This window comes from Patescibacteria group bacterium, from assembly GCA_041665365.1.
Lineage (GTDB): Bacteria > Patescibacteriota > Patescibacteriia > UBA9570 > UBA9570 > UBA9570.
Genome location: JBAYIY010000001.1, coordinates 107,575 through 131,851, shown reverse-complemented (window position 1 = coordinate 131,851; position 24,277 = coordinate 107,575). Strand labels below are relative to the sequence as shown.

The 24,277-nt window shown below is 39.4% G+C and carries 27 protein-coding genes and 1 tRNA gene; 18 read left to right on the top strand and 10 right to left on the bottom strand.

Annotated elements, in window-relative coordinates:
* Together WCV88_00700 and WCV88_00695 are read left to right on the top strand one after the other, a co-directional pair.
* A complete protein-coding gene (locus WCV88_00700) occupies positions 1-1,083 on the top strand; it encodes a DNA recombination protein RmuC (GenBank protein MFA6474702.1) in 1,083 nt (360 codons plus the stop codon).
* 131 nt (positions 1,084-1,214) lie between these two features.
* Positions 1,215-2,636, top strand: a complete 1,422-nt coding sequence (locus WCV88_00695; protein MFA6474701.1) for an ATP-binding cassette domain-containing protein — start codon at positions 1,215-1,217, stop codon at positions 2,634-2,636.
* A gap of 4 nt (positions 2,637-2,640) precedes the next feature.
* Here the strand turns inward: WCV88_00695 and WCV88_00690 are convergent, their stop codons facing one another.
* Genes WCV88_00690 through WCV88_00660 form a run of 7 tightly spaced genes read right to left on the bottom strand, consistent with a single transcriptional unit; the run spans position 2,641 to position 8,419 of the window.
* On the bottom strand, positions 2,641-3,042 hold the full coding sequence (locus tag WCV88_00690; GenBank protein ID MFA6474700.1) for a hypothetical protein: 402 nt from the start codon (positions 3,040-3,042) through the stop codon (positions 2,641-2,643).
* Positions 3,020-3,499 (bottom strand): prepilin-type N-terminal cleavage/methylation domain-containing protein, encoded by a 480-nt coding sequence (locus tag WCV88_00685; protein ID MFA6474699.1) that lies wholly within the window; start codon positions 3,497-3,499, stop codon positions 3,020-3,022. The genes WCV88_00690 and WCV88_00685 overlap by 23 nt, the downstream gene beginning before the upstream one ends.
* A 1-nt stretch (position 3,500) precedes the next feature.
* Positions 3,501-4,883: a prepilin-type N-terminal cleavage/methylation domain-containing protein gene (locus WCV88_00680; protein MFA6474698.1), complete on the bottom strand. Its 1,383-nt coding sequence runs from the start codon at positions 4,881-4,883 to the stop codon at positions 3,501-3,503.
* A complete protein-coding gene (locus tag WCV88_00675) occupies positions 4,861-5,292 on the bottom strand; it encodes a prepilin-type N-terminal cleavage/methylation domain-containing protein (protein ID MFA6474697.1) in 432 nt (143 codons plus the stop codon). The genes WCV88_00680 and WCV88_00675 overlap by 23 nt, the downstream gene beginning before the upstream one ends.
* A 1-nt stretch (position 5,293) precedes the next feature.
* A complete protein-coding gene (locus WCV88_00670; GenBank protein MFA6474696.1) occupies positions 5,294-6,361 on the bottom strand; it encodes a type II secretion system F family protein in 1,068 nt (355 codons plus the stop codon).
* A gap of 5 nt (positions 6,362-6,366) precedes the next feature.
* Positions 6,367-8,010, bottom strand: a complete 1,644-nt coding sequence (locus WCV88_00665; GenBank protein ID MFA6474695.1) for a GspE/PulE family protein — start codon at positions 8,008-8,010, stop codon at positions 6,367-6,369.
* A gap of 31 nt (positions 8,011-8,041) precedes the next feature.
* On the bottom strand, positions 8,042-8,419 hold the full coding sequence (locus WCV88_00660; GenBank protein MFA6474694.1) for a response regulator: 378 nt from the start codon (positions 8,417-8,419) through the stop codon (positions 8,042-8,044).
* A 44-nt stretch (positions 8,420-8,463) separates the two neighbouring features.
* On the opposite strand from WCV88_00660, the gene WCV88_00655 reads away from it, so the two are divergent.
* Together WCV88_00655 and WCV88_00650 are read left to right on the top strand one after the other, a co-directional pair.
* Positions 8,464-8,844 (top strand): SRPBCC domain-containing protein, encoded by a 381-nt coding sequence (locus WCV88_00655; GenBank protein MFA6474693.1) that lies wholly within the window; start codon positions 8,464-8,466, stop codon positions 8,842-8,844.
* 375 nt (positions 8,845-9,219) lie between these two features.
* Complete coding sequence (locus tag WCV88_00650; GenBank protein ID MFA6474692.1) at positions 9,220-10,491, top strand: DEAD/DEAH box helicase; 1,272 nt, start codon at positions 9,220-9,222, stop codon at positions 10,489-10,491.
* Here WCV88_00650 and WCV88_00645 read toward each other — a convergent pair.
* Genes WCV88_00645 through WCV88_00635 form a run of 3 tightly spaced genes read right to left on the bottom strand, consistent with a single transcriptional unit; the run spans position 10,459 to position 13,899 of the window.
* A complete protein-coding gene (locus WCV88_00645) occupies positions 10,459-12,663 on the bottom strand; it encodes a hypothetical protein (protein MFA6474691.1) in 2,205 nt (734 codons plus the stop codon). The genes WCV88_00650 and WCV88_00645 overlap by 33 nt on opposite strands.
* Before the next feature lie 26 nt (positions 12,664-12,689).
* The gene (locus WCV88_00640; GenBank protein MFA6474690.1) at positions 12,690-12,944 is read right to left on the bottom strand and encodes a hypothetical protein; all 255 of its coding nucleotides are present in this window, start codon (positions 12,942-12,944) and stop codon (positions 12,690-12,692) included.
* Positions 12,931-13,899, bottom strand: coding sequence for a hypothetical protein (locus WCV88_00635; GenBank protein MFA6474689.1), 969 nt, complete (start codon positions 13,897-13,899; stop codon positions 12,931-12,933). Before WCV88_00635 ends, WCV88_00640 begins: the two co-directional genes overlap by 14 nt.
* A 345-nt stretch (positions 13,900-14,244) precedes the next feature.
* On the opposite strand from WCV88_00635, the gene WCV88_00630 reads away from it, so the two are divergent.
* The 14 genes from WCV88_00630 (at position 14,245) to WCV88_00565 (ending at position 24,274) form a co-directional block, all read left to right on the top strand.
* Positions 14,245-14,445 carry a hypothetical protein gene (locus WCV88_00630; protein MFA6474688.1) on the top strand — a complete coding sequence of 67 codons (201 nt, stop codon included), beginning with the start codon at positions 14,245-14,247 and terminating at the stop codon, positions 14,443-14,445.
* A gap of 8 nt (positions 14,446-14,453) precedes the next feature.
* A complete protein-coding gene (locus tag WCV88_00625) occupies positions 14,454-14,816 on the top strand; it encodes a hypothetical protein (protein ID MFA6474687.1) in 363 nt (120 codons plus the stop codon).
* On the top strand, positions 14,794-15,237 hold the full coding sequence (locus tag WCV88_00620; GenBank protein MFA6474686.1) for a peroxiredoxin: 444 nt from the start codon (positions 14,794-14,796) through the stop codon (positions 15,235-15,237). The genes WCV88_00625 and WCV88_00620 overlap by 23 nt, the downstream gene beginning before the upstream one ends.
* Positions 15,238-15,310 (top strand) — tRNA-Pro (locus tag WCV88_00615). It begins immediately after the preceding gene.
* 7 nt (positions 15,311-15,317) lie between these two features.
* Positions 15,318-15,875, top strand: coding sequence for an alpha/beta hydrolase (locus WCV88_00610; GenBank protein ID MFA6474685.1), 558 nt, complete (start codon positions 15,318-15,320; stop codon positions 15,873-15,875).
* Positions 15,876-15,965: 90 nt separating this feature from the next.
* Positions 15,966-16,769, top strand: coding sequence for a hypothetical protein (locus WCV88_00605; GenBank protein ID MFA6474684.1), 804 nt, complete (start codon positions 15,966-15,968; stop codon positions 16,767-16,769).
* Complete coding sequence (locus WCV88_00600) at positions 16,696-17,820, top strand: C39 family peptidase (GenBank protein MFA6474683.1); 1,125 nt, start codon at positions 16,696-16,698, stop codon at positions 17,818-17,820. The genes WCV88_00605 and WCV88_00600 overlap by 74 nt, the downstream gene beginning before the upstream one ends.
* Positions 17,821-17,829: 9 nt before the next feature.
* Complete coding sequence (locus WCV88_00595) at positions 17,830-18,732, top strand: transglutaminase domain-containing protein (protein MFA6474682.1); 903 nt, start codon at positions 17,830-17,832, stop codon at positions 18,730-18,732.
* Positions 18,733-18,755: 23 nt separating this feature from the next.
* The gene (locus WCV88_00590; protein ID MFA6474681.1) at positions 18,756-19,436 is read left to right on the top strand and encodes a hypothetical protein; all 681 of its coding nucleotides are present in this window, start codon (positions 18,756-18,758) and stop codon (positions 19,434-19,436) included.
* Positions 19,437-19,453: 17 nt separating this feature from the next.
* On the top strand, positions 19,454-20,251 hold the full coding sequence (locus tag WCV88_00585; GenBank protein MFA6474680.1) for a hypothetical protein: 798 nt from the start codon (positions 19,454-19,456) through the stop codon (positions 20,249-20,251).
* Positions 20,252-20,347: 96 nt separating this feature from the next.
* Entirely contained in the window at positions 20,348-20,896 is a 549-nt protein-coding gene (locus WCV88_00580) for a hypothetical protein (protein MFA6474679.1), read from the top strand.
* Positions 20,897-20,921: 25 nt separating this feature from the next.
* A complete protein-coding gene (locus tag WCV88_00575; GenBank protein ID MFA6474678.1) occupies positions 20,922-21,611 on the top strand; it encodes an amino acid racemase in 690 nt (229 codons plus the stop codon).
* Positions 21,612-21,845: 234 nt separating this feature from the next.
* The gene (gene aroA, locus WCV88_00570) at positions 21,846-23,078 is read left to right on the top strand and encodes a 3-phosphoshikimate 1-carboxyvinyltransferase (protein MFA6474677.1); all 1,233 of its coding nucleotides are present in this window, start codon (positions 21,846-21,848) and stop codon (positions 23,076-23,078) included.
* Positions 23,060-24,274 carry a shikimate kinase gene (locus WCV88_00565; GenBank protein ID MFA6474676.1) on the top strand — a complete coding sequence of 405 codons (1,215 nt, stop codon included), beginning with the start codon at positions 23,060-23,062 and terminating at the stop codon, positions 24,272-24,274. The genes aroA and WCV88_00565 overlap by 19 nt, the downstream gene beginning before the upstream one ends.
* The last annotated feature ends 3 nt before the right edge of the window (positions 24,275-24,277 follow it).

Here is a 24,277-nt window from a genome sequence, read left to right as displayed (position 1 = left end):
ATGATTACCACCATTATTTTGACTATTCTGGCTACCATTGCACTTGGCACGGCACTGCTGTTTGTTCTGCAGAAACCAATTGTGCATTATATTACAACTCTAGCGACCGATGTCATGCAGCAGCGTTTACAATCAGTTTTAGATGAAAAAATGAAACAAGGTGCGCAAACGCTGGATAGTAAAAAAGATGCCATTAAAGAACTAGTTGATCGGATCGGACATGATCTGGAGGCGAGTCAGAAAAAAATTGAACAATCCGAGCAAGCCCGGATTAGCCAATTCAGTGCCCTCAAGAGTGTGGTGGACGAACATAAATTAGTGACTAGTGAATTAAAAACCTCGACGGATGATTTGAAAAATATTTTATCGAACAATCAATTGCGTGGACGCTATGGTGAAGAAGTGGCTGAAAATCTATTATTGTCAGTTGGCTTTGTTAAGGGGCAACAATATTTAGCTAATACCGCCTTAGATACTGTCACCACTCGGCCAGATTTTACGATTCTGTTACCAGATAAAACCAAATTGAACATTGATGCTAAATTTCCTTTTCAGTCATTGTTAAAATATCAAGCCGCCGAAACTAAAGTCGATAAAGACATATATTTACGGGAATTTTCCAAGGATGTTAAACAAAAAATCAAACAAGCCACCTCGCGTGATTATATTAATCCGGCCGAACAGACTTTGGATTTTGTGGTGATGTTTGTACCAAATGAAATGATCTTTAGTTTCATCTATGAAAAAATGCCAGATATTTGGGAAGATGCGTTAAAACAAAAGGTGATTTTAGCCGGACCATTTAGTTTCACAGCCCTATTGCGTATGGTTTATCAAGCCTATCGTAATTTTCGCTATCAAGAAAATTTACACGATATTATTAAATTAATAAAAACATTTGAATTAGAATACACAAAATTTAATGAAGAGTTAGATACTTTAGGTACTCGGCTCCAATCGGCCTCAGATCAATACCAAAAAGTATCGGTTACACGCACAAAAAAACTCACTTCTGTGGTTGAAAAAATTAAGACTGAAGAAATATCTGATGCGACAGATGAGGTCGTTGAACTGATCAAGTGATGCGATTATCAAACCAAATAAAATTAATCAAGTAGAGACGTGCCGCCGGCACGTCTCTACTTGATTAATTTCAAGTGACATAGTGATGCGATTTGACCAAACTGGTGAAATCTATTAGTGTGAGCCACTGTATGACTGACCAAGTTGTTGCCATTCGATTTAATAATGTCACTTATCATTATAACGAAACTAAGGTTATTTTGACTGAGGCGAATTTTTCGGTGCGCGCCAACGCTAAAATTACCATCATGGGTCAAAATGGAGCCGGTAAAAGCACCTTATTTAAATTAATCACTGGGCAATTACAACCTCAGGGTGGGAATATTCATATTCAACCGGGTGCTAGTATTGCCTTGGCAGCCCAAGTTGTACCGCGTGATTGTTTAGACATTACTGTACAGGATTTTTTTACGAGAGCCTTTCCGGACAAAGTTTATGATTTGTCTAGACGGATTGAGAAAATATTTAAGGTAGTAAATTTGGATATACCACTAGATCGTTTAGTCAAACAATTATCGGGTGGTCAACAAGCGCGGTTATTATTAGCCCAAGCCTTAATTCAAGAGCCGGACATTTTATTATTAGATGAGCCGACTAATAATTTAGATAGTGCCGGGATAGATCATCTGACCGGCTTTCTATTAGGTTACGAAAAAACTGTCATTGTTATTTCCCATGACGCTGGTTTTTTAAATACTTTCACTGACGGTGTATTAAATTTAGATGTTTTTACACACACCGTACAACAATATGTTGGTAATTACTTTGATGTGGTGGAAGAAATCGCGGCGCAAATAGAGCGTGAGAAACATAAAAATGCTCAACTGCAAAAAAACATTCAAGATCGTAAAGATAAAGTGAACTTCTTCTCACATAAAGGGGGCAAGATGCGGAAGTTAGCCAGTAAATTACGCGATCAAATTGAAGAGAGTGAAGAGAATATAGTAGATGTTAGACAAGAAGATAAAACCATTCGGCCATTTATTATTCAGGCACAAAATATTGGCAATCCGGTGATAAAATTGACCTCTATTTTAGATAAACCGGTTGATATTATTTTACGCCAAAAAGATATTTTACATATTATTGGGCCCAATGGCATCGGCAAAACTACGGCTCTTAAACGTCTGGCGCAAACACCGCCGGCGGGGTTAAGAGTAGGGTATTATGAGCAAGATTTTTCCGGTTTAGATTTTTCCAGTACAGCCATGAAAACATTGCGGGCTAGTCAATTGGAAAATAGTGGGGGAGATGAAACGGTCTATCGGGCGGCGGCGCATTTTATGTTAACCGGAGATTTGTTACAAAATAACATTGGGTCATTATCAGAAGGCCAAAAAGGTTTGCTTTGTTACGCTCGTTTTATGGTGCAACAACCCGGTTTATTAATTCTGGATGAACCAACTAACCATATAAATTTTCGACACTTACCAATTATTGCTGAGGCGCTGAATAAGTTTGCTGGAGCCATTATTTTAGTGTGTCACGATCAAGAATTCTTGAATCAAATAAATGTTACAGAGCGGTTGGATTTGGAAACTTTATTAAAGTAAAAACCTAATTTTCTAACCAACTCGTGAAAGTAATATTGGGCGTTACCTGATTAACCAGTATAGTGATATTTCTTGTGACTGTGTTGTATGTCGCTGTAGCAGTCACGGTGCGTGTACTACCGCCTGTGTTGGTAACTATGTAGGTACAAGCATTACCGTTCACTGTAGTGTTAACAGTGCCGGTGAAGCTGGTATTTTGTTGAATGGCCAATAAAGCTAATTCACCGCAGCCGTTGACGGTGGCTTGAGCAATAACAGCGGCATTATCAATTCTTTGATCGCGCAAACTATTAATACTGGTTAAGGCCAGGGTGGTAGCTACAATTAAAGCCACAGCTGATATTAAAATAACTGCTACTAAAATAGTGTAGCCATTACTTGGTTTAACGGAGTGTAGCAGTGCCATAGAATGTTTTACTTTGTGTACCATAAGTGACGGTATATTGAATACGGACAGCGCCCGGTGTTGCGGCTCGTGACAGATTATAAAAAGATAACGCTGAAACAGTGACCTCGGTACTAGTGATAGGTGTGACACTACCAGCGCCCAATTGTTCACGTAATTGACCACCACTGAGCGTGTAACTAGTTGGATTAGTTGGTCCACTATAGGTAGCCACTGTTAACGTGGTGCCACTGGTTCCGGTGGTTGGTAGTGTAATACTATCGGCGTTACGCACCGCTTGGGTAATACGCCGCATGGCATTATTACCATTGGCCTCGAGCAACGAAGCGATTTTTTGCGTGCGTTGAATTTGTAAAATACTTTGAATAAAACCAGCGGCGGTTAAAATCAAAATACTGGCTATGGCTATATAGACAATCAATTCAATTAAAGTAAAACCGGTTGTATGTTTATTCATATCAATTGGGGCTAAACACTTGAAACTCGGCGGCATTATCGGCTGATGCACCAAAAGCGTATTCAGGTGAAGTTTGATAAACTATGCCGTATAAAGTGTCAGATAAATTTAAGCTACTATATAAAGTTGGGGTAGCCGGTATCGTAACGTCAATGGCTTGAAATTCGGCCGTGCCAAGTGTGGCCGCAATAAATACTAAGGTACCAGTGGGGTTTACTTTAAGATCATTTATGGCCGTGGCTGAAGTAAAGGTACCTAATAAAGTTGGTGTAGCTGGAGTAGCGACACTAATAATGGCCACACTGCCATCGGTACGGCCGACATAAACAGTCGTTCCATAGATAACTATGGCGGTAGCGTCAGCGGTGCCGGTTAAACCTAATGTACCAGCTAAACTGGGTGTAGCCGGTACGGAAATATTCACCACTTGTAATTCTTGAGTATCTTCACTACTAGCGATATAAGCATAACTACCACTAACACTAATGTCATTGGCGCTACCTAAAAGGTTTAATGATCCAGTTAAGGTTGGAGTTGCTGGAGTTGAGACATTAATAATATTAAATTCAGGATTAGTGCCATTAACTCGTGTTAGGTAAGCCGTCGTACCAACCACTGCGATACTAGTAGCATTATCTGTTCCAGCGGCATTATAACTGCCAACATACACCGGGCTAAGTGGCGTAGCAAAACTAATTATTTCCAGTTCTCGGGCATTGGCTGATGAGGATAAAAATACATTTGTGCCACTCACTGCTAAATTGTTCGGTGATACCGTGGCCGTGAAAAAACTAGTTAAGGTTGGTGCGGATGGAGTAGAAACATCTATCAGGTTAACCGTAGCATTCGAGCGTACTAAATAAATAGAATTACCTGATTGATCTAATTTTAATCCATCGTGTCCAGCGGCTAAATTTAAACTAGTAAATACCACAGGCGTTTGCCAAGGAGTATAGGTAGCGGCTTTCCAGTTGGTCAAGTAAGATGTAGCACTCGTTGAGCTGCTCCCAAATAAACCGGTCCAAGAGACGTTAACAGCGACCGATTTGGTATTAGCATCAACCGTACTAATGGTCGTAGTACGAGTAAAACTGCCGGTTGTGTCATTGGCTCCAGAATATGTCCACTGATTACCACTAATCACCAAACCGTAAGTGCCATTAACTAGATTACTAAAATTATTATCAGCGATATTGCGGGCGGCTTCCAAACCTTCTTCGGCTAGGGCTGAGGCTTGCTGTTTTTGATTGACAGTGTAACCGATGCGGCTACCATAAATCATTACTCCAGTGACAGCAGTAGCCAGCAACGCCAGAATGGCCGTAGCTACCACTACTTCAACTAAAGAGAAACCTGCTTTATTATTGTAATGTTCCAGTCGCATTGAGCGTTAAGTTAGTGGAAAAGTTTTTTTTCGTTAACTGCCAGGCAGTAGTGGTTGAGGGCGAGCCGGTCAGTTTAGTAAACACGATTTCATCTGTACCAGTAAATGTTACACCCTGTGGCCAGTAGGTGGTAATATCAGAGGCTGTTACTCGAGCGGCATAACTGACACCTCTAAATATCACCATGCGATCAGCTAATAACTTTATACCCCAGTTTGAATCGTTCACTCCAGCCACCGCTCTGTGTTTGGCTGCCTCAATATTACTACGCAACATTGTAACCGAACTATTAACATCATGATGAACGCTAATTGTGCCGTAAGTGGAAATAGATAACACCGCTAATAAACTAACTACGGCTAGAACTACAATTAATTCGATTAAGCTAAACCCCGCCCGTGGCAGCATGTTAAATAGAATCAGCCAATTGATAAATTGGATAAATAATACTGACACCTAAAAAAGCCACCGCGATGCCAACGCCAACAATCAGAATTGGTTCAATGATGATAGGTAAATTGCGCGCGACTTCATCAACAAAGCGTTCATAGCGTTCGCCAATATGGAGTAATTGTTTATCCAGATTGCCGGATAATTCGCCAGCCATAATCAAAGCCGTCACTGTATTCGGAAATAATTTATCAATCCCTGGATATTCATGAAAACACTGCCGGAATGATTTGCCTTGACCAATTGATTTTGCCAAATAGCTGTACAAAGCTTGATAATTTTTATATGTAGTGGTGTCAATTAGTGCTTCCAAAGCGGGTACAATTGGTACGCCAGCTTGAACCATCGTGCCTAAAATAAACCCGAAGCGGGCAATTTCGACGTCACGAATCAGAGTCTTTATTAACGGGACGTGAAACAGTATTCTATGCCCGATAAATTTAGTGCGCGGAAAACTAAACAGAAAATAAAATACGTTTATTAATATCAAGGCGACTAACGGCATAATAATATAACCAAATCGACTCAGTATGGTACCAAACCACAACATAATGCGAGTTGGTAAAGGCAAAACCACATCAAACTGCTCAAAAGCTAAAGTTAGTTTTGGTAAAACGTACCAGGCAGTGCCACCGCCAATTAATACTGTCAGCACCATAATGATTGTGGTATAGAGTAGGGAAGAGCGTACTTTCGAACGAAACATCTCATCTTTTTGGTTTTGCAGCACTAAGACTTTAAGGTTTTCTGATAGTTTACCAGTTTTTTCACCAATTCTAATTAGCGTAATCATGCGGGGTGGAAGCAGATCTTCTTTGGCAAAGGCACTAGCTAAAGTTGAACCACTTTGTACTTGTTTAGAAATACTATAGATCCGTTTTCGTAAGCGAGTGGTGCGTACTTCAGACGCAATGGAATCTAATACCGTGATAATACTCATGCCACTGGTGAGCAAATCAGATAAATTTTCCACCATAATGTAGACTTCTTTACGCAGTCCAAAATTTTTCAAGCCAGGTATGTGCATAGTGATTATTTTGTTGGAATGACGCGCAGTAATTCTTCCAAAGTAGTTAATCCAAGATTAACTTTCTTCATACCATCAGAAAAAAACGATTGGCTACCTTGTTGTAAAGCTAATTCCCAAATTTGTTCAGATGAAGCATGGTTAAGTACTAAATCACGCATTTCACTCGTCATTTGAATCATTTCAAAGACTGGCACCCGACCCATGTAACCCAACTGGTTACAAGCCACGCAACCTTTACCTCTATAGAGAGTGGCAGTTTCACTGCCGTAGTGGGCGCGCACAATTGGTTTTAAGCTTTTACGTGGCACAACGTAACTAATGCGACAATGACTACAAATTTTACGTACTAACCGTTGGGCAATAATCAATTCTAAAGCTGAGGCTAGTAGAAATGGTTCAATCCCCATTTCTTGCAAATGGGGGATAGTGGTAGCGGCATCATTAGCGTGAAACGTAGAAAACATTAAATGGCCAGTTAAGGCAGCATTAACTGCATTGTTGGCGGAATCAAAATCGCGCACCTCGCCCAACAAAATAACATCAGGATCTTGCCGCATCAACGAACGTAAACCAGTACTAAAAGTGACGTTCATGATATTGTTCACTTGCATTTGATTGACACCACTGATTTTATATTCGACTGGATCTTCAATGGTAGTGATATTGACGTAAGGAGTATTAAGCAATTTTATCAAAGCATAGAGCGTGGTAGTTTTACCGGAGCCAGTTGGACCAGTGGTTAACACCATACCATACGGTTTTTTGAGAGCTTCTTTAATTTTGGTTTGATGATCAGTTAATAAACCAATATCTTGCAAAGAAAAATCTTTTACATATTGAGCCAGCACGCGCATGACAATTTTTTCACCATCTAACATTGGTACACATGAGACGCGTAAATCAACTGGTTTATTATCTATTACCATGCGCATGGCACCGTCTTGAGGAGTCATATGCTCATCAATTCGTAGGCGGGACATGACTTTAATACGATTAACTAGTAGATCAAAAAAATCGTGTTTTAATTTGGCCATTTCATGCAGCATACCATCAATGCGATAACGAAGAATGACTTCAGTTTCGCTGGGCTCAAAATGAATATCCGACGCCCGGTGCAAAATCGCTTCGCTGACAATAATTTGGATGCCTTCCGGAGCCTGTAAGGCATCGCCGGAAAATAAATTTTGGAGTTGAGAATCCAATGAAGAACGATAGGTGGCGAGTGCAAAATCGATGGCAGATGGTAAAGCGTAAACAATTTTTAACTGACGATCAGGAAACAGTTGGTTGGTTAGTTTATTGATATCGAGCTGAGTTGGATCGTCGGTCGCTAGTGTGACTGTTTGATCGTCTATCTTGTAAACGACAATCCGTAAGGCCTCACTAGTTTCTTTGGGAATAAGTTGAATGTGGGTGGCGTCTGGTAGATTAGTCAGCAAATCAACGAATGTTACATTAAACGCTTCAGCTAAAGCTTGGCCAAGTAATTCTTCAGTGAGTACGCCACTAGACAAATAATATTCAAGTGGGCTAGCGTTGTAGGTTTTGGCATAATTTTCAGCCTTGGCTACATCTTGTGAGGTAATATAATCTTCACGCACTAAAATGCTTTGCACGGCTCGAACATTGAATTCTCGTTTGGCCATATTTTTTTGTTTATTATTTTTATCTGAGTGGCTAAGTAGTAGGTGTCAGGCGACTTTTTATTTTAGTGATAATTTCTGAGATGGGAATTTCAGATTTTACTAAGTAATCCACGGCACCTAGTTCTTTGGTACGAGATACATCTTCCGCTTGATTAAGGTTAGAACTGACAATAATTGGTGTGGTATTTTTTAATTTCTGCAAAGCGGTTAAAACGTCAAAACCGTTTTTCTTTGGCATCATTAAATCTAATAAGATTAAGTCATATTTACCCGGGACATATTTTTCCAGTACAACTTCACCATCGCTCGCGACCTCCACAGCGAAACCACTGCGCTCTAATTTGAGTTGCATGGCTCTGGCTAGAGCTGGTTCATCTTCGGCTATTAGTATCAATTTTTGTTCAGACATTACGCGTACTATAACATTTTTCTTTTATTATGTATACTACGGTTATGATAAAACTCACAACAAAATTACCCGCTAGTTCAACAGCGGTTTACACAGCCTGGTTGGACGGGGAAAAACACGGTGCCATGACCGGCGGTCAAGCCACCGCCTCAAAAAAAGTTGGTGAAAAATTTACGGCTTGGGATGGATATATTTCGGGGAAAAACCTGGAATTAGTGCCTGGAAAAAAGATTGTGCAAACCTGGAGAACAACCGAATTTTCTGACGCTGATCCAGATTCAATTCTGACGATTGAATTAAAAGCCACCAAAACTGGTACCAGTTTAAAACTCAAGCATGTCGGCACACCAAAAAATCAGGAAGCGTCATATCGGGAAGGCTGGGAAGAACATTATTTCGCACCAATGAAAGAGTATTTTTCGTAGAGACGTCCCGGCGGGACGTCTCTACACGGGTTGTTTCAACGCACAAACCGCGTTTATTACCCAATTCACTTGGTTCCATCATCAACCAATTCAAATCGATCTGTACCAAACGTATTTGGTCATCCGGTTATAGTTTTCAATGGCAACCGCGGTATCATGATCATATTATTCGTACTGAACATGAATTATGCAATATAAGGAAATATATTATTGACAACCCGAAAAATTATTTTTGAATGAATATATATTAATCAACGGGGTGTGTTCTTGACAGGAACCGCCGGTTCCTATATACTCATCACGTTTTATTTATTCGTATCGGTTCTCTGGTTTGTGGAAATGTTCCGGAGTATCGGTTAACATTATACACATTCTATGAGTACCACTGCGACACCAGCAACTTTTGCTGATCTTGGCATTGCTCCAGCCGTTCTGCGGTTGTTGCAACAACGCCATATTAATATCCCCACACCCATTCAACATCAGGCGTTACCGCCGGTTTTGCAAGGACACGATGTGATTGGTTTAGCCCAGACCGGCACCGGTAAAACACTAGTGTTTGTCTTACCAACCGTAATGAAATTGGCTCAGAATCCAGGACAGGCTTTAATTTTAGTCCCAACGCGTGAATTAGCTCAGCAGGTCGCCGACGTATGGCAATGGTTTGAGCGCGATTTGCGTTTACCTTATGCCGTGGTAATTGGTGGAGCGGGGATGGGGGCACAAATTTCGGCTTTGAAACGACGACCGCGTTGCATAATTGCTACACCCGGTCGCTTATTGGATCATTTACGCCAACGTACTGTTAATTTACAAGCGGTCAATACCTTAATTTTAGATGAAGCAGACCGCATGTTTGATATGGGTTTCGCTCCTCAAATTAAAGATATCTTAAAACATGTCGTACCGCCCGCGCAGCGTCAAACTTTATTGTTTTCCGCTACTATGCCCAGCAGTATTCGCAGTTTAGTGACGCAATCGATGCGTACACCGGTATCGATTGAAGTGGCACCGAGTGGCACAACCGCCGAAAATATTGAGCAGGAATTTGTGGTGGTTGGAACTGGCCAAAAAAATACAGCGATTTTTGAATTAATTGCTGATAAAAATACCACAGCTCTAATTTTTACACGCACAAAACATGGCGCCAAACGTTTAACTCAAGTATTACGGGAAAAAGGTTGGCGCGCCGAAGAATTACATTCCAATCGCTCATTGTTTCAACGTAAACAAGCCTTAGCGGCCTTACAAAGCAAACGTTCCAAAATATTAGTAGCTACCGACATCGCTGGTCGTGGTATTGATATTGCCCACTTAGATGTGGTAATTAACTATGATTTACCTGAACAGGCTGAAGATTATGTTCATCGCATTGGTCGAGTTGGTCGAGCGGGTCGAATGGGTAAAGCAATATCATTAGTGGCAATTGATCAGTCTGATTTGTTTCGTAGAATTCAACGTTTCACGACTAAACCAATGACTCAGCGCAAAATGACATCAATCGAAACAATTGATCTACCCGCTGCCAGCAGTCACCCAGCCGGCCGAAAATCTTTCGGTGGACGATCTTTTGGTGGACGTAGAGGTGGTTTCAGTGGCCGTCGTTCCGGCGGTTCAGTTGGGCACCGTCAACGTCAACGTTTTTGAGTAAGACTTAGTATATTCTTCGGCCGCTTGACCGGTTGGTTTGTATTGTAAACGATACGTGGTTTTTTTCCGTGGATGTACTGTGAAATGAACCTTGGCTTTGTTGTTACTAGTAGTCGTGCCAATCTTTGTCCAAGAGTCGTTGTGTTTTTTCCAAAGGGTCACTTTTTTGTGTTTTAATTTTTTGTGGGTAGCCGCATCTTTTAAAGTTGATGAGAGCGTAGTATTGGTAACAGTAATTTTCAGTTTCGCCTTACCTTTAAGGTTGTAGGCACCACGACTATTACCGGTCATTAAACCATCGAATAACAAACAATTAAAATCCTCATCTTTCAAACCAACATAATATTCACCCCAAGTATTTCCGCCATCGGTTGATTTCCACAACGCTCCAGAATTATTCGCCGTATCAGTGCCGGAAACATATAAGGTGTTAGTACTAATCTGTTGTGAAATTACGCGATACTGTGAGGCATTTTCTAAACCACTGGTCAGTTGTGTCCAACTATTACCACTATCGGTAGTTTTATAAACACCGCCAGCACTCGTTTGGGTGCTGCTAAAATCGCTGGCGGTCGCATAGAGAGTATTATCATCACTTCGATCAACAATTATGCTCGTGATTTCTTCAGTTGGACTGTTATCTAAATAGTGCCAAGTGCCATCATAATTATAAATGCCCGTGGCACCCGCTCCAGAGATACCGATAATGCCGGCACCAACATACACTTCACCAGTGGTGGTAACAGCCAAACTTTGGACAGCGGCATCACCTGGAATGCTTAACGATGTCCAAGTAGCACCGCCGTCGGTACTACTAAACACCTCACCCGTCCTGGTGGCTTCAAGCGATTGCACAGCGGCAGCGGCATACAGTGTATTAGATTCACCTACAGCGCTGGCTATTTGGTAAGCCGTGAGATTACTATCCCAACCCGTGGCGGTTGTCCAATTATCACCCCCATCAGTCGACACATACATCGCACCCATACCACCCACTACAACATGATCGGAATTGGCCGCATCTAACCAAACCGATTCCGGAAATGAATCATAAAAAATCGGGAATTCCCAGGTGGGGCTAGCGGACAAAAAGTCAGTCGTTTTCGCCAGACCAGAATTAGTCGCCGCCCAAACGGTATTTTTATCCGTCGATTGCGCCAGATCTTTTACAGTAACTGCAGTAATGCCATTATTACTATCTGTCCAAGTAACTCCACGATCAGTGCTGACAGCCAGTGCAGCAAAACTGGCACCAAATAGATTATTATTGTTACTAGTATCTACCCAAACCGATTGGTTCACACGACTACTAGGTGTAGTATCGGTGATACTTTGCCAAGTGACACCATTATCATCAGAGTATGACACACCCATATAAATGCGGTCGGTACTATCAAAGGTGACAGTTTTTGTGTAATTCACTCCAACGATAGGATCCCAAGTTGCCCCGGCGTTATAACTCTGCCAATTACTGGCCGATTCATCATGGCTCGTCAGAATCAAGTGGGTTTCATCAGTCGGATCAACGGCGATAACCACATAGCGCTCAGCGACATCATCGGTATTGGCTACTGCCCAGGTGTGTCCGCCGTTACTTGATACGTACAAGACTGAATTATTGCCATCTTCCATTACCACATAAACAATGTTACTAGTTGAGGAGGTAGCCAGTGAGACGGGATATTGATCGGTGCGATCAACTAAGACATCTGAAAAGCTATTACCACCATTTGTACTGATAGAAATATTACCATCTTGTCGGCCGACATATAATATCCCATCAGCATAATGCACCAAATTGGCGTAACCATTAAAATCGCCTATTTCTGTGACAGTTATACCATGGTCAGTACTCTCATAAAGATTTCCACCCATTATAGTAAACACGTTGCCGTCGGCATCAATGTCTACACCACTGGGTTGACCTAAATTATTTGTGGTACTATCTAAACCAAGCCAGGTAGCACCATTATCACTGGAATGGAAAAAACCAGTTGGTGAGTAGGTGGTGATATACCAAACATTGTTAGTGGTATCAATTGCTACATCGCGCACTTCTCCTCCAAAAATACCTAAGTTAGTCGCCCGAGCCGTAGTTTGATTAATGGTTTCGGCCAAACTTAAACTGGGCAGTAGCAATAAGAGGCAAATTAGAGTACGTGTCAACATAAAGTTTTTTTTATTTATTTAATTTATTAAATTAATGACTCAATAAAACACTGCTCACAGTATATCACATTACCCATGTCTCGAGGAGAGTTGGTCATGATTGGTTTTTGACATTTACTACACTGAATTGAACGTAATTGGTAAGGTCTCCGCCGAGTAGTTCTATCAGCATGACGACAATTAAAACACATCACCGGTTCAGGCACGTGTAATTGTTTATACAAAGCCTGTTCGTCTGGAATAATCTTAAAAGATGCCTGACAGCGTTTACAATGTAACATATTCTGGAGATAGATATTCACCCCATTCGCCGGTGGTTGTCATATGGGTAATAATTTTTTCTTTTAATGCTTGATACTCTGCAGGATTATATTGTTTATTTAAAATACAGTATTGTTGCTTGCGTAAACCGGCGCAGCCAAATAAATCATGACTGAGATGACACTCGGTTGAGTAAGCTACGTCGTAACTGTTCCAGATTAAAAAAGCATTATGACAATTTTTATTGCCGGTGGCGGAACATAAATTATAACAGTGTTCGACACCATACGGCGCACCAAACGTACAATCTACACTATCCTTGGCCAAGGGAATATACGAGACATAGCGGCAATGTTCAGATTCTTTAATATCGAAACATTCGTGACAATCCACACTATTCGAAATTAAATCACCGGTACAATCTTCACTGGCATAGATATGACTGGCGCGTTGCGGAAAGGTTTTTCTAAAGTCTTTAAATTCTTGGACAGCATTTTCCCAACCCGCCGCGGTGAGATGATCATATTGGTCTTTCAACACGGCAAACTTTTCCGGGCCGACATATTTATTTTGGTAATAATATTGTTTATGTTGTAAACCGTAACACATGATGCAATCACTACAGGCAAGGCACTCGGCAATAAACGCACAATCACGACAGTTACGGCTAAAATCCGCATACCGGCAATTATAACAATGATCAGAGCCAACTAATTCGTAACCTAGTTCATTTTGGATACTGGAATAGACATCCAGCACATCTTTACAATCAATAATATATTTGCCATATAAACAGTGTTCGTTATTACCGCCACCGAATAACAGGTAACAATCAGAGATATTCAAGACGTAATTATTATAAGTACTATTAGTGGCATTAGTTTGGTAGAGGGCAGCGTGTGGGACAGCCAGTTGTAATTGTTTAAATTGCTCCGTAAATGTTTTAGAAAAATCAAATGGTTGGCCCGATGCCATAGCATCGTATTGGTCACTCCACCAACAGGGTTGGCAATATACTGGGTAAGGGGCTGTTCCCTTATGAATTGACACAATGGGTTGATGACACAGGTCACATGTGCGATTATATAACGAACGTTCATTACGAAACGCTAATCTGCCTTGTAAACGGCAAACCGGGCACAAGGTTGGTGCTGGTAGACCAAAACTCTGATGAAGCTCTGTTTCATCCGGAAACACTGTAAATGGCTGCTGGCATTGTCGACAAATCATGTCGATATGATATACTAATCACAGGCTCTTGACAAAATCGTTTTTTTCTGATAAGTCTTGTTAGTAAACATTATTCAATCTATCTATTTTATGAAGAACTTAGAACGCGGTAATATAGTATCACTCGAGGAACGAGTGAAAATAGCAGCAGAGAAACGTTTGGCCTCTAATAATTTAGGGGAAGTTCTTGAAGGTGCCGTTCAGTTATTTGACGACGATGCTGCTAATAATAATATATCTTTAGAAGATCAGTTTTTAGAAAGATTTAGGGTTAGACAACAAGCTGCTTAATAAAGTTTATGGGGGACTTTGAAGAAACATGGTTAGACGATAGCTTTTCAGAAGACGCAGAAGCTTCGATTGCTGATCCATTTGATGGTCTGACCAGACGTGATCAGGATATTTTTTTTAAAGTGCTGGATATTGTGCCTGATACCAAACGGGAGGCGGCCATGGATTATTTCTTGGATCACCCCCAAAAAATCCGCGCCGTGGTGGCTGGTGTAAAACTACAGAAAAAAATGTTAGCCGAAAAAGATGTGACCGGTTTAAATAAGTTATTCGAGCAAGAACATGTGTTGTTTCAAGATGCCGACATTGCCACCGTGGCCGGAGTGACCAACAATAACGAAGAAGACAATGACACTCAAGATTGGGGATAAAGCCCCGGAGTTTAATTTACCAGATTATACCGGTGCGCTGCATGCCTTAGCCGATTGGGCCGGGCAGTGGGTGCTGGTTTATTTTTATCCACAAGATGATACCCCTGGTTGTACTAAAGAGGCCTGCTCATTTCGGGATAACTTACCAAAGTTTAAAAATGTTGATGCTATCGTGGTTGGTATCAGTACTGATTCCGTGGCTAGCCATAAAAAATTTGTTGATAAGTACGGTTTACCTTTTACATTACTGTCTGATGAAAAGAAAGACATGGTTAAAGCCTATGGTGTAACTAGTTTACTCGGCACCAAACGGAGTTCGTTTTTAGTTGACCCGGCTGGTAAAATTGCTAAAATCTATGAGCACGTCAAACCGGCTGAGCATGTAGAACAAGTGTTGAACGATTTGGCAGTGTTAATATAACGGGGTATGGCGCAGTTGGTAGCGCGCACGCATGGGGTGCGTGAGGTCGTCAGTTCAAGTCTGGCTACCCCGACAAAATTATGTCCAACATATTTATTATCCACGGTGCCTTTGGACAACCAAAAGAAAATTGGTTGCCTTGGTTGAAGAGTGAATTAGAGACATTAGGTAATACAGTTTATGTGCCGAAATTTCCGACACCAGATAACCAAACTCTGGCTAGTTGGAAAGATGTTTTTAGTGAATACGAAAAATTATTAGATCAGAACTCTATAGTGATTGGGCATAGTCTAGGCGTGGCTTTTTTGTTAGATGTTTTGGAAAGGATTAACCAACCAATCAAAGCAGCTTTTTTCGTGGCTGGCTTTATTAGTTTATTGGACAACCCAGCGTTTGATGAGATCAATAAGACTTTTGTCGACAGAAGTTTTATTTGGCCAAACATAAAACAAAATTGTCCAAAATTCTATTTATTCTACTCGGATAATGATCCCTATGTGCCGATCAATGCCGCTAATAAATTATCCACTGAGTTGGGTGTTACTGTTACACTAGTCAAAAACGCCGGTCATTTTAATGACGCCGCTGGTTACAATAAATTTGTTTTGTTATTAGAGGCCATTAAGAAAGAATTATAAGGGTCATAATTCCAGTTGTCAGATAGCAATTTTGGTAAAATGTAGTATACTTATTACATTATCTATTTATAAAAAAATTAATCTGTACTTATGGATAAAATCAAAACCGAAAAAATATTTAGTCCAGTGGTGTTGTTTTTTGTTAACTTAGCCATTATCGCCATAACAGAATTTACCGGACAATTATTCTTTCAATTTGGTATCATTCATATGATCGCTGTTTTCTTTATTGCCTTAGCGATTGTCAGAATTTTTGTGCGGTATTATTCTTACGATCCAATTCTAGAAAAATTTTTTCAAGCCAGTTTAGCGGCTTTATTTGTTTTCACCATATCGCATATTGTGGAATATTTCAGCATGAGTATGGGTGCGTTTGTTAACTATTCTGATCATGTGTTGGTGAATACAGTCAATTTTTATTTGATAAGTTTGTTGTTGATAGCCATTGGCGCGGAGGCTTTTTTAAAAGTGCATGATAGTCGATCAGCGATGCAAATCAGAGTTCTCATTGGATTAATTGTTACTTTTGTTGTTTTAATATTTGTGTTTACGACAAAAACAGATTTAATATCGTTAGAGTTAGATGAGCCAACGCCGTATATTTATACTTTATTAGTGTTTGCATTTGGTTTAATGACACTAATGAAAGTTAAGCGCATTGGCAAATACGTGGCTATTTCTACCGGTTTCACTAGGTTCTTATTGGTTGCGATCAGTTTGATAATGTTATCCACCGTACCATATATTTTTTATGATTTACTCGAAGAAACTTTTGGTTTGCCGATCTATCAGATTATGTATCTGAGTCATTTCTTATTTTATGCTGCGGTCAGTTGGGTATTTCTTGCTTTTGGTCGCATTAAAATTTCCGGTGGTGTCTACGCCGATTTATAAACACAGTATTATTGTAAACATTATTTTTTTAGGAATAATGTTTTTGGTGCTGCCTAAAATTAGTTTGGCCAGTACGGTGTCCAGCCGCGTGAGTGGCCACATTGTTTTGCAGGTTGAGCAACATGGTGAGGCTTGGTACGTGAATCCAGTTGATCAACGTCGGTATTATTTAGGTAGACCGGACGATGCTTTTGCTATCATGCGCTATTTAGGATTGGGTATTACTAATGAACAGTTGGCAGACATACCACAAGCCGGCACAAATTGGGATGCAGATGCTGCACTGCTGGAGCGGGTGCGTGGGCGCATTTTATTGCAAGTAGAAAATCATGGTGAGGCTTGGTATGTAAACCCAGCTAACAATCGACGCTATTATTTAGGTCGCCCAGCCGATGCTTATAAAATTATGAGTCGTCTAGGGGTGGGTATTACGGATGATAATTTATACCAGATTTTGTTAAATGAAGTTGATCAGTTTAATGACACCGCTGTTTCAGCATTTATTGATGTACCCTTTACCGCTCAGGCGCCGTTTGGGGATTGGAGTTCACCTTATAATGAAGCCTGCGAGGAAGCTATTTTGGTTATGTTACACAACTGGGCAGATGGTACTAGTTTGTCTGCCGACGAAGCCAATAATGACATTAGCTCGATAGTGGCGTGGGAGATGAAAACTTATGGACACCATGAAGATACTTCGGCTGATGAAACCGCTCGAACCGCACGTGAGTTCTATAATTTGCAGGCTGAAGTTTCCACTGATGTTAGTGCCACTACTATTCGCGTTGCAATTGCTCAAAAGAAGCCAGTTATTGTGCCGGTGTTTGGTCAGGCTTTACACAACCCACACTACCGTAATGGCGGCCCGTATTATCACATGCTTTTGGTGGTTGGTTATGAAGGGAGTGACTTTATTGTGCATGATCCGGGTACGCGATATGGGGAACAATATCATATTCCTGAAAACATCTTAATACCAGCGATTCATGATTTAACTATTCCAGAAACCAATATGGCCACTGGTCAACCAAAGATGATTGTGATTGAATAATATTATTATATGGATAATAAAATTTTAAATCACTATAGAGAGTTTGGTACTTTTACTAACCCTGGTTGTTATAAAGTGTTTTTTCAAACATTACCAGACAGTGTCAATGAACTTGGTAAGTTAATAAGTCATCAAATCATACATCGCGTGACCTTAAAAGAAGGTAACACAAAAGCCAATCAAGATTTGCGTTATGGTGATATGAATAATTTTCCGTGGTATAGATTAAGATGTGAGGATGATGTTTTACCTACGGCTGTGGCGATGACGGCAGAATTATTAAGACTTGACGTCAGCGGTTTTGTATCTGATAGAAAAGTAGAAAATAAAATCGTGGTGACATGTCGTAATGTGGCTATTCTAATGGCAGCCATTCTAAAATCTAAAGAAATTCCATGCCGAGTTCGATCTGGGTTTGCTCCATATTTTTGCCAAGGCAGTTGTGATCATTGGATCAATCAGTACTGGGATAATACAAAGCAAACATGGATTACTTTTGATGCGGATGGTTTTTTTGATAGCACAATTGGTTTTGATCAATATAATATACCTAACGATAAATTTGATTGGGCCGCTGATACTTGGCTTGGTATAAGACGAGGAAGGGTAGAGGCAGATAATTTTATTAACGCCGGAGGTTATAAAGGTCTTATGCCGGTGTTGTGGGCGGTACTGTATGATTTTCATTGCTTAATGAACAATGAAATACTATACTTGCAAATACCGGCTTATGTAGCAAACAAATTTGATATATTAACCGAGAAAGATTTTTTAGAGATTGATGAATTGGCTGAATTGATGTTAGAACCAGATGAAAGCTTTGATGAGTTGGTACAGATTTGGAAAACAAAAAAGAAATTTAGGATTCTAAATAGCCCGTTAATCGATGATAGTGATCATGTTAAATTGTAATAGGTCTCAATTTATCTTTATTTATGAAAGATCCTGAAAATCATTTTCGTCCGGGTACAATTATTCAACATATTGATTCACAACCAGAATCAACTGATATTATATTGACCGCATTACCTGAGATTGATGATCGAGTTAATCCAGCTGAACATGAAATAAAAAAACATTTACAGGAATACCTCGGTATTGAACAAAAAAATGCTGACAGGATAAAATTATTGGAAGCAATCAATCTTCCAGAACATTATCAAGCTCAGCGAGAGATACTTAATGATAGTAGATTGGATGTGATTATGATTGCAGTTGTGCCGGATGACTTATGGTTCAAAGGCAATCAACCATCTGAATCAAGTGCTGAAAGAAAACTAATCTTAGTCAAACAGAGTTATTTTGAAGTGCAGGACAAACCCGATGAAATTGCTTGGTTATGCCATGAATTGGCGCATTGCCAAAACTTTTTAGATTCTGAATCGTCTGAAGCATATCAAGGTAATATGCAAAGATTCGCTTTTGAGGATTTAAAAACTGACTATCCATATCCAAATAATCCAGTGGAGCAATATACTTTTACCAAGCAATTTGAATTTCTAAAAGACCAAGGCAAAAGCCGAGAAGAAGTTTTGGAAATGTTGAATCAATACTACCATGAAGAGGACATGTCTTTTTTTAATAGGTTGCTGGATAGTGTGTATGCGAAGAATTAATATCATTAACAAATAGTATGAAAAACATCACTAAAAAAATATTAACACCACTTGGTGTCCAAGAAAATGGAGAAACACTTAGTTTAAAGCGTGAAGAGCATGTTGGAATTTTACATCTACTGGGTCGCAGCGGCTGTGGTAAATCAGTTACACTTGAAAGTATAATAATTTCAGATATTTATAATGGAAGAGGCGGTATGTTTATTGAACCTTACGGTGATCTAGTCAAAGATATTCAATCATACATTCCCGCCGACAAGATAAATAAGGTGGCGGTTTTTGCTGCTCAACCAGGCACGCTGGATGATAATATCAAAAAATTTCATCAGGAAATTGATTTTACTGAAATGAAAAATGATGAGCAAAAGTTTTTACTCTGTAAGATTGATTACCGAACTCTGGGGCAAGCTGTGGCTAGAGAGCTTGGTATCTACTTAGTGAAACAGTATTGGCAGGTGGTGGGAGGAAAAAATCGCACACTCGCGCTTGATGAAGCACATAATTATGAAACAATAGTTGAAGAAATTATACAAAACCAAGAAAAAGGCTCCCTGTGTATATTATCTGATCAAACATCCATGCATTATCGCACTGATGTTTTTGAGCGTTTAGTAGAAACTGCCAATCATATTTTGTGTTATTTTATCGACACAGAAACTGCTAATCTAATCAACAAATACCATTCTGACATGGATCCAAAAGAACTGGTCACACAAGATAAGTACAAATTCACTGCCAAAATAAACGCCAAAACTGCTGCACCAGCCATTATTAAATTAACCGGAATTTTTCCAATTCCTTACCCAAAAAAATAATTAATTAACTTATCCACACTAATACTATAATTACAAAAAAATTATAGTATTGACAGTATCATTTTTTTAAGGTAGCATCGTTAAATTATTGTATTTATGGAACAAAACACGAATCAAACAACAATTAAAGAGGTTAAAATTAACGTAGATTCTTTGAATACAAAGGTTGATAAGATTGAATTAAGTCTCGCTGAGGTAAAAAAAGACGTCGCTGGTGTAAAAGTAGACGTGGCTAGTGTTAAATCAGACGTGGCTAGTGTTAAAGTTAGTGTTGATAGCATTTCATCAAAAGTAGACGAGTTTGTTTCAGCTGTTGCGACTATGTCTATTCACCATGAACAACGGTTTGATCGTATTGAGGCCAATATGGTCACGAAAGGTGAGCTAAAGAAGGAAATTGATAATATTAAGTCCACCATGGCTACTAAAACTGATCTAGCAGAGTTCAAAACTCAGATGGTGACCAAATCCTACTTAGATGAAAAATTTGGTGAATTTAAAGCTGAACTATTTCAACCATTAAAAACTGAGGATAAAAAAACCATCAAGATTGTGCATCTTTTGGAAGATAAAAAAGTCTTTTCACCAAAAGAAGCTACGAAAATATTGAGTTTGGAAGTGTTTCCACGTCCGGTGAGCAGTTAAAGGTAGAAAATTCTAAGTAGTTATTATGAAAACTGTAGGAATAATTGGTGGTCTCGGACCAGAAACAACAGCGGAATTTTATCTCGACATAGTTTTTTCATGTTATAGGGAAAATAAAAAGATTAGGCCGGGAATAATAATCTCGAGCGTGCCTTTGCCTTATGAAATCGAGGAGGATCTAATCACACAAAACAAAGGTTCTGAACGGTATATCCCTTTTTTAATCAACGAGGCGAAAAGGTTGGAAAAAGCCGGAGCCGATTTTATCGTCATGCCTTGTAATTCTCTCCATGTTTTTATCAAGAAAATAAGGAACGCTGTCAATGTCCCAATGTTAAGTATAGTTGAAGAAACTGTAAAGTATTTCAAGCAGAAAGATTTTAAAAAGATTGGTATAATATCTACCTCGGCAACAATTGAGAATAAATTATACGAAACAGCCTTTGAGGAATATGGCATAACCTATGTTATACCCGACGCTTTGCAGCAGGCAAAAATGGGTAAATTTATTCTTAATCTCGTTACTGGTCAGCAAAAAAATCGTGATCGTGAGGAGCTTATTAAAATTATTAGTGACTTTGAAAATAAGAGTGTTGACTGTGTAGCACTGGCTTGCACTGACCTGCAATTATTAATTCCGAAACATCCACGTTTAAAAATATTTGACACAATGAAAATATTGGTGGACGCAACAGTAAAAGAAATATTGCAATAATATTATTTAGATCACATGTTAGTTATCCACACCAATATTATCAGGGCTAATTGACACCAAATGACTAGCCTGATACTTTGTGTACACATGCAACACTCACAATCCTTTAATTTCTACTTTAGTTTTACTCCTACCACACCCGGGGCTTGTTTGGCTGCATGATTAAACCATTACGCGCATAAACAATAACCTCGGAACACCGGGGTTTTTTCTTTATTCGGGTAGGTAAAATATATGAACATAATAGTAAAATCAACTAAACATCTAACTGGTACAGTAGTAGTGCCAAGTTCCAAATCGCAATCGATCCGGGCTTTGTTGTTGGCTAGTGTGGCACAAGGTAAATCTGAATTGACTAACATACTTGAATCAGATGACACAAACACTGCGCGCACGGTTTTGGCTGATCTCAAAAATAAATCTAGTATTTTTACCGGCGACTCTGGTATTACTACTCGGTTTATTTTACCTTTGCTTGGTTTACGTTTTGATACGACTGACCAAGTGACACTGGATTGTAGTCAACAAATGCGCGTTCGGCCAATTGATCCTTTACTGCAATCTTTGCGGGAGTTGGGCATGAGTATTACAGAAACTCCTGGAACGATTTATCCATTAAAAATTTCTGGTCGTTTGGTGGGAGGCGCAACAAATATTGATGGAACCACTTCACAATATCTCTCAGCCTTGTTGCTAGCCTTACCTTTAGCACAGCATGATTCTATCGTGACTGTAAATAATTTAAACGAACGACCTTATGTGAAAATGACCACACGCTGGTTAGATGAACTTAATATAAAATATTCATGGATCCAAATAGATTCTAAAGATATTTTTAAAATTATTGGAAGACAAACCTATCAGGCTTTTAATAAAACTATTCCCGGAGATTTTTCTTCAGCGTCATATCTGATTGCGGCCGGAGTGTTATGTGGTGATGAAGTAATTGTACAAGGGTTGGATTTTAGTGACATGCAAGGTGATAAACGGTTAATAGAAATTTTACAACACATGGGGGCAGATATTATTCAAAAACCAACAGGGCAGCTAGTGATACACGGTGGAAACAAATTAACTGGTCAAATTATAGATTGTAATGACATACCTGATTTGGTGCCAACCCTAGCGGTAATTGCTACCCAGGCTTATGGAGTGACTGAATTAATAAATGTACCACAAGCAAGGTTGAAAGAAACTGATCGGTTACACTCGATGTTTGATGGCTTAACCAAATTAGGAGCAAAAGTCACAGAATTATCAGATGGGTTAATTATTCAAGAAAGTAAACTAACCGGAACTTCTGTGCCTGGCTATAATGATCATCGCACTGTCATGGCACTCACCATTGCCGGGTTAGTCGCCTCCGGTGAAACCACCATAGCTACAGCCGAGAGTATTAATAAAACCTGTCCACCATTTATTCAACTGATAAAAAGTTTAGGGGCTATATGCAACACATCGTCATAATCGGTTTTAAACACGTCGGTAAATCCAGTATTGCTAAATTATTAGCCGATAAACTTAATTTACCTGTCATGGATACAGATAGTGTGATTGCCGCACAAGCCAATTTATCCTGCCGGGAAATTATGCGCGCACAAGGTGAAGCCTATTTTCGTGATCTAGAACATGAGGTATTAAAACAGTTATTGAGTAATGAAGCGCAACGAGTGATAGCAGTCGGAGGAGGAATACCCATCGAATTACGTAATCAAATATTATTAAAAAATCATCTAGTGATAAACGTGACAGCTCCTAAAGGTGTGGTGTTTGAACGCATTATGGTGAATGGTTGGCCGGCCTTTTTTCCGCAAGAAGTTGATCCATATATATCATTTCAAAAACTGTGGCTGGAACGAACTCCACATTACGACGCTTTAGCCATAATGACTATTAATAATAACAACAGTTTAGATGTTGTAGTGGAAAATATAATTAATAAATTGTCCCAGCAGATACATAACGGTGTAATTGGCTTTCCGTTAACTAATAGCCTGAGTCCAAAATTACATAATGCTATCTACAAAACTAAACAGATCAATGCCGAGATGACCAGTTATGCCGGTGAAAATATTGAAGAACTAGTTCAATTAATTCGTAATAAACCTTTAACATTAGTAGCTGTCACTATTCCGCACAAGCAAACGATTATGTCATATTTAGATGTAATTGATGAGCCGGCACAAGCAGTTGGTGCTGTTAATACTGTGATAAATAGAAATGGTGTACTAATTGGATATAATACCGATATTATTGGTATTAAGCATGCTTTGACTGATATAAAAATAAATAATAAAAATGTGTTAATTGTTGGAGCCGGCGGTGCGGCTTATGCGGTGGCGGCAGTCATTAAATCTGAACAAGGTAATATATATTGTTTAAATCGAACTGAATTTAAAGCCAAACAATTAATAGAAAAATTCGGTGGAAAAATATTTAGTTTAAATCAACCACTTGATATCGTTATAAATACAGTACCTGACTGGCAGCCAATCTTAGAATCTATCATTACTAGTCATATGACCGTCTTTGATATAGTGTATAATCCAATTGAGACTAAACTGTTGAAATTAGCTAAACAACGCGGGGCTAAAACTATTTCTGGTATTACCATGTTTGAAGCACAAGGTAGGGCACAAATAGAGTTATGGTTAACAACATAATAT

Bases quoted from the DNA above. Each gene is read 5' to 3' on its own strand.
- WCV88_00700 (MFA6474702.1), top strand. From the start codon at position 1: ATGATTACCACCATTATTTTGACTATTCTGGCTACCATTGCACTTGGC.
- WCV88_00695 (MFA6474701.1), top strand. From the start codon at position 1,215: ATGACTGACCAAGTTGTTGCCATTCGATTTAATAATGTCACTTATCAT.
- WCV88_00690 (MFA6474700.1), bottom strand. From the start codon at position 3,042: ATGGCACTGCTACACTCCGTTAAACCAAGTAATGGCTACACTATTTTA.
- WCV88_00685 (MFA6474699.1), bottom strand. From the start codon at position 3,499: ATGAATAAACATACAACCGGTTTTACTTTAATTGAATTGATTGTCTAT.
- WCV88_00680 (MFA6474698.1), bottom strand. From the start codon at position 4,883: ATGCGACTGGAACATTACAATAATAAAGCAGGTTTCTCTTTAGTTGAA.
- WCV88_00675 (MFA6474697.1), bottom strand. From the start codon at position 5,292: ATGCTGCCACGGGCGGGGTTTAGCTTAATCGAATTAATTGTAGTTCTA.
- WCV88_00670 (MFA6474696.1), bottom strand. From the start codon at position 6,361: ATGCACATACCTGGCTTGAAAAATTTTGGACTGCGTAAAGAAGTCTAC.
- WCV88_00665 (MFA6474695.1), bottom strand. From the start codon at position 8,010: ATGGCCAAACGAGAATTCAATGTTCGAGCCGTGCAAAGCATTTTAGTG.
- WCV88_00660 (MFA6474694.1), bottom strand. From the start codon at position 8,419: ATGTCTGAACAAAAATTGATACTAATAGCCGAAGATGAACCAGCTCTA.
- WCV88_00655 (MFA6474693.1), top strand. From the start codon at position 8,464: ATGATAAAACTCACAACAAAATTACCCGCTAGTTCAACAGCGGTTTAC.
- WCV88_00650 (MFA6474692.1), top strand. From the start codon at position 9,220: ATGAGTACCACTGCGACACCAGCAACTTTTGCTGATCTTGGCATTGCT.
- WCV88_00645 (MFA6474691.1), bottom strand. From the start codon at position 12,663: ATGTTGACACGTACTCTAATTTGCCTCTTATTGCTACTGCCCAGTTTA.
- WCV88_00640 (MFA6474690.1), bottom strand. From the start codon at position 12,944: ATGTTACATTGTAAACGCTGTCAGGCATCTTTTAAGATTATTCCAGAC.
- WCV88_00635 (MFA6474689.1), bottom strand. From the start codon at position 13,899: ATGGCATCGGGCCAACCATTTGATTTTTCTAAAACATTTACGGAGCAA.
- WCV88_00630 (MFA6474688.1), top strand. From the start codon at position 14,245: ATGAAGAACTTAGAACGCGGTAATATAGTATCACTCGAGGAACGAGTG.
- WCV88_00625 (MFA6474687.1), top strand. From the start codon at position 14,454: ATGGGGGACTTTGAAGAAACATGGTTAGACGATAGCTTTTCAGAAGAC.
- WCV88_00620 (MFA6474686.1), top strand. From the start codon at position 14,794: ATGACACTCAAGATTGGGGATAAAGCCCCGGAGTTTAATTTACCAGAT.
- WCV88_00610 (MFA6474685.1), top strand. From the start codon at position 15,318: ATGTCCAACATATTTATTATCCACGGTGCCTTTGGACAACCAAAAGAA.
- WCV88_00605 (MFA6474684.1), top strand. From the start codon at position 15,966: ATGGATAAAATCAAAACCGAAAAAATATTTAGTCCAGTGGTGTTGTTT.
- WCV88_00600 (MFA6474683.1), top strand. From the start codon at position 16,696: ATGCTGCGGTCAGTTGGGTATTTCTTGCTTTTGGTCGCATTAAAATTT.
- WCV88_00595 (MFA6474682.1), top strand. From the start codon at position 17,830: ATGGATAATAAAATTTTAAATCACTATAGAGAGTTTGGTACTTTTACT.
- WCV88_00590 (MFA6474681.1), top strand. From the start codon at position 18,756: ATGAAAGATCCTGAAAATCATTTTCGTCCGGGTACAATTATTCAACAT.
- WCV88_00585 (MFA6474680.1), top strand. From the start codon at position 19,454: ATGAAAAACATCACTAAAAAAATATTAACACCACTTGGTGTCCAAGAA.
- WCV88_00580 (MFA6474679.1), top strand. From the start codon at position 20,348: ATGGAACAAAACACGAATCAAACAACAATTAAAGAGGTTAAAATTAAC.
- WCV88_00575 (MFA6474678.1), top strand. From the start codon at position 20,922: ATGAAAACTGTAGGAATAATTGGTGGTCTCGGACCAGAAACAACAGCG.
- aroA (MFA6474677.1), top strand. From the start codon at position 21,846: ATGAACATAATAGTAAAATCAACTAAACATCTAACTGGTACAGTAGTA.
- WCV88_00565 (MFA6474676.1), top strand. From the start codon at position 23,060: ATGCAACACATCGTCATAATCGGTTTTAAACACGTCGGTAAATCCAGT.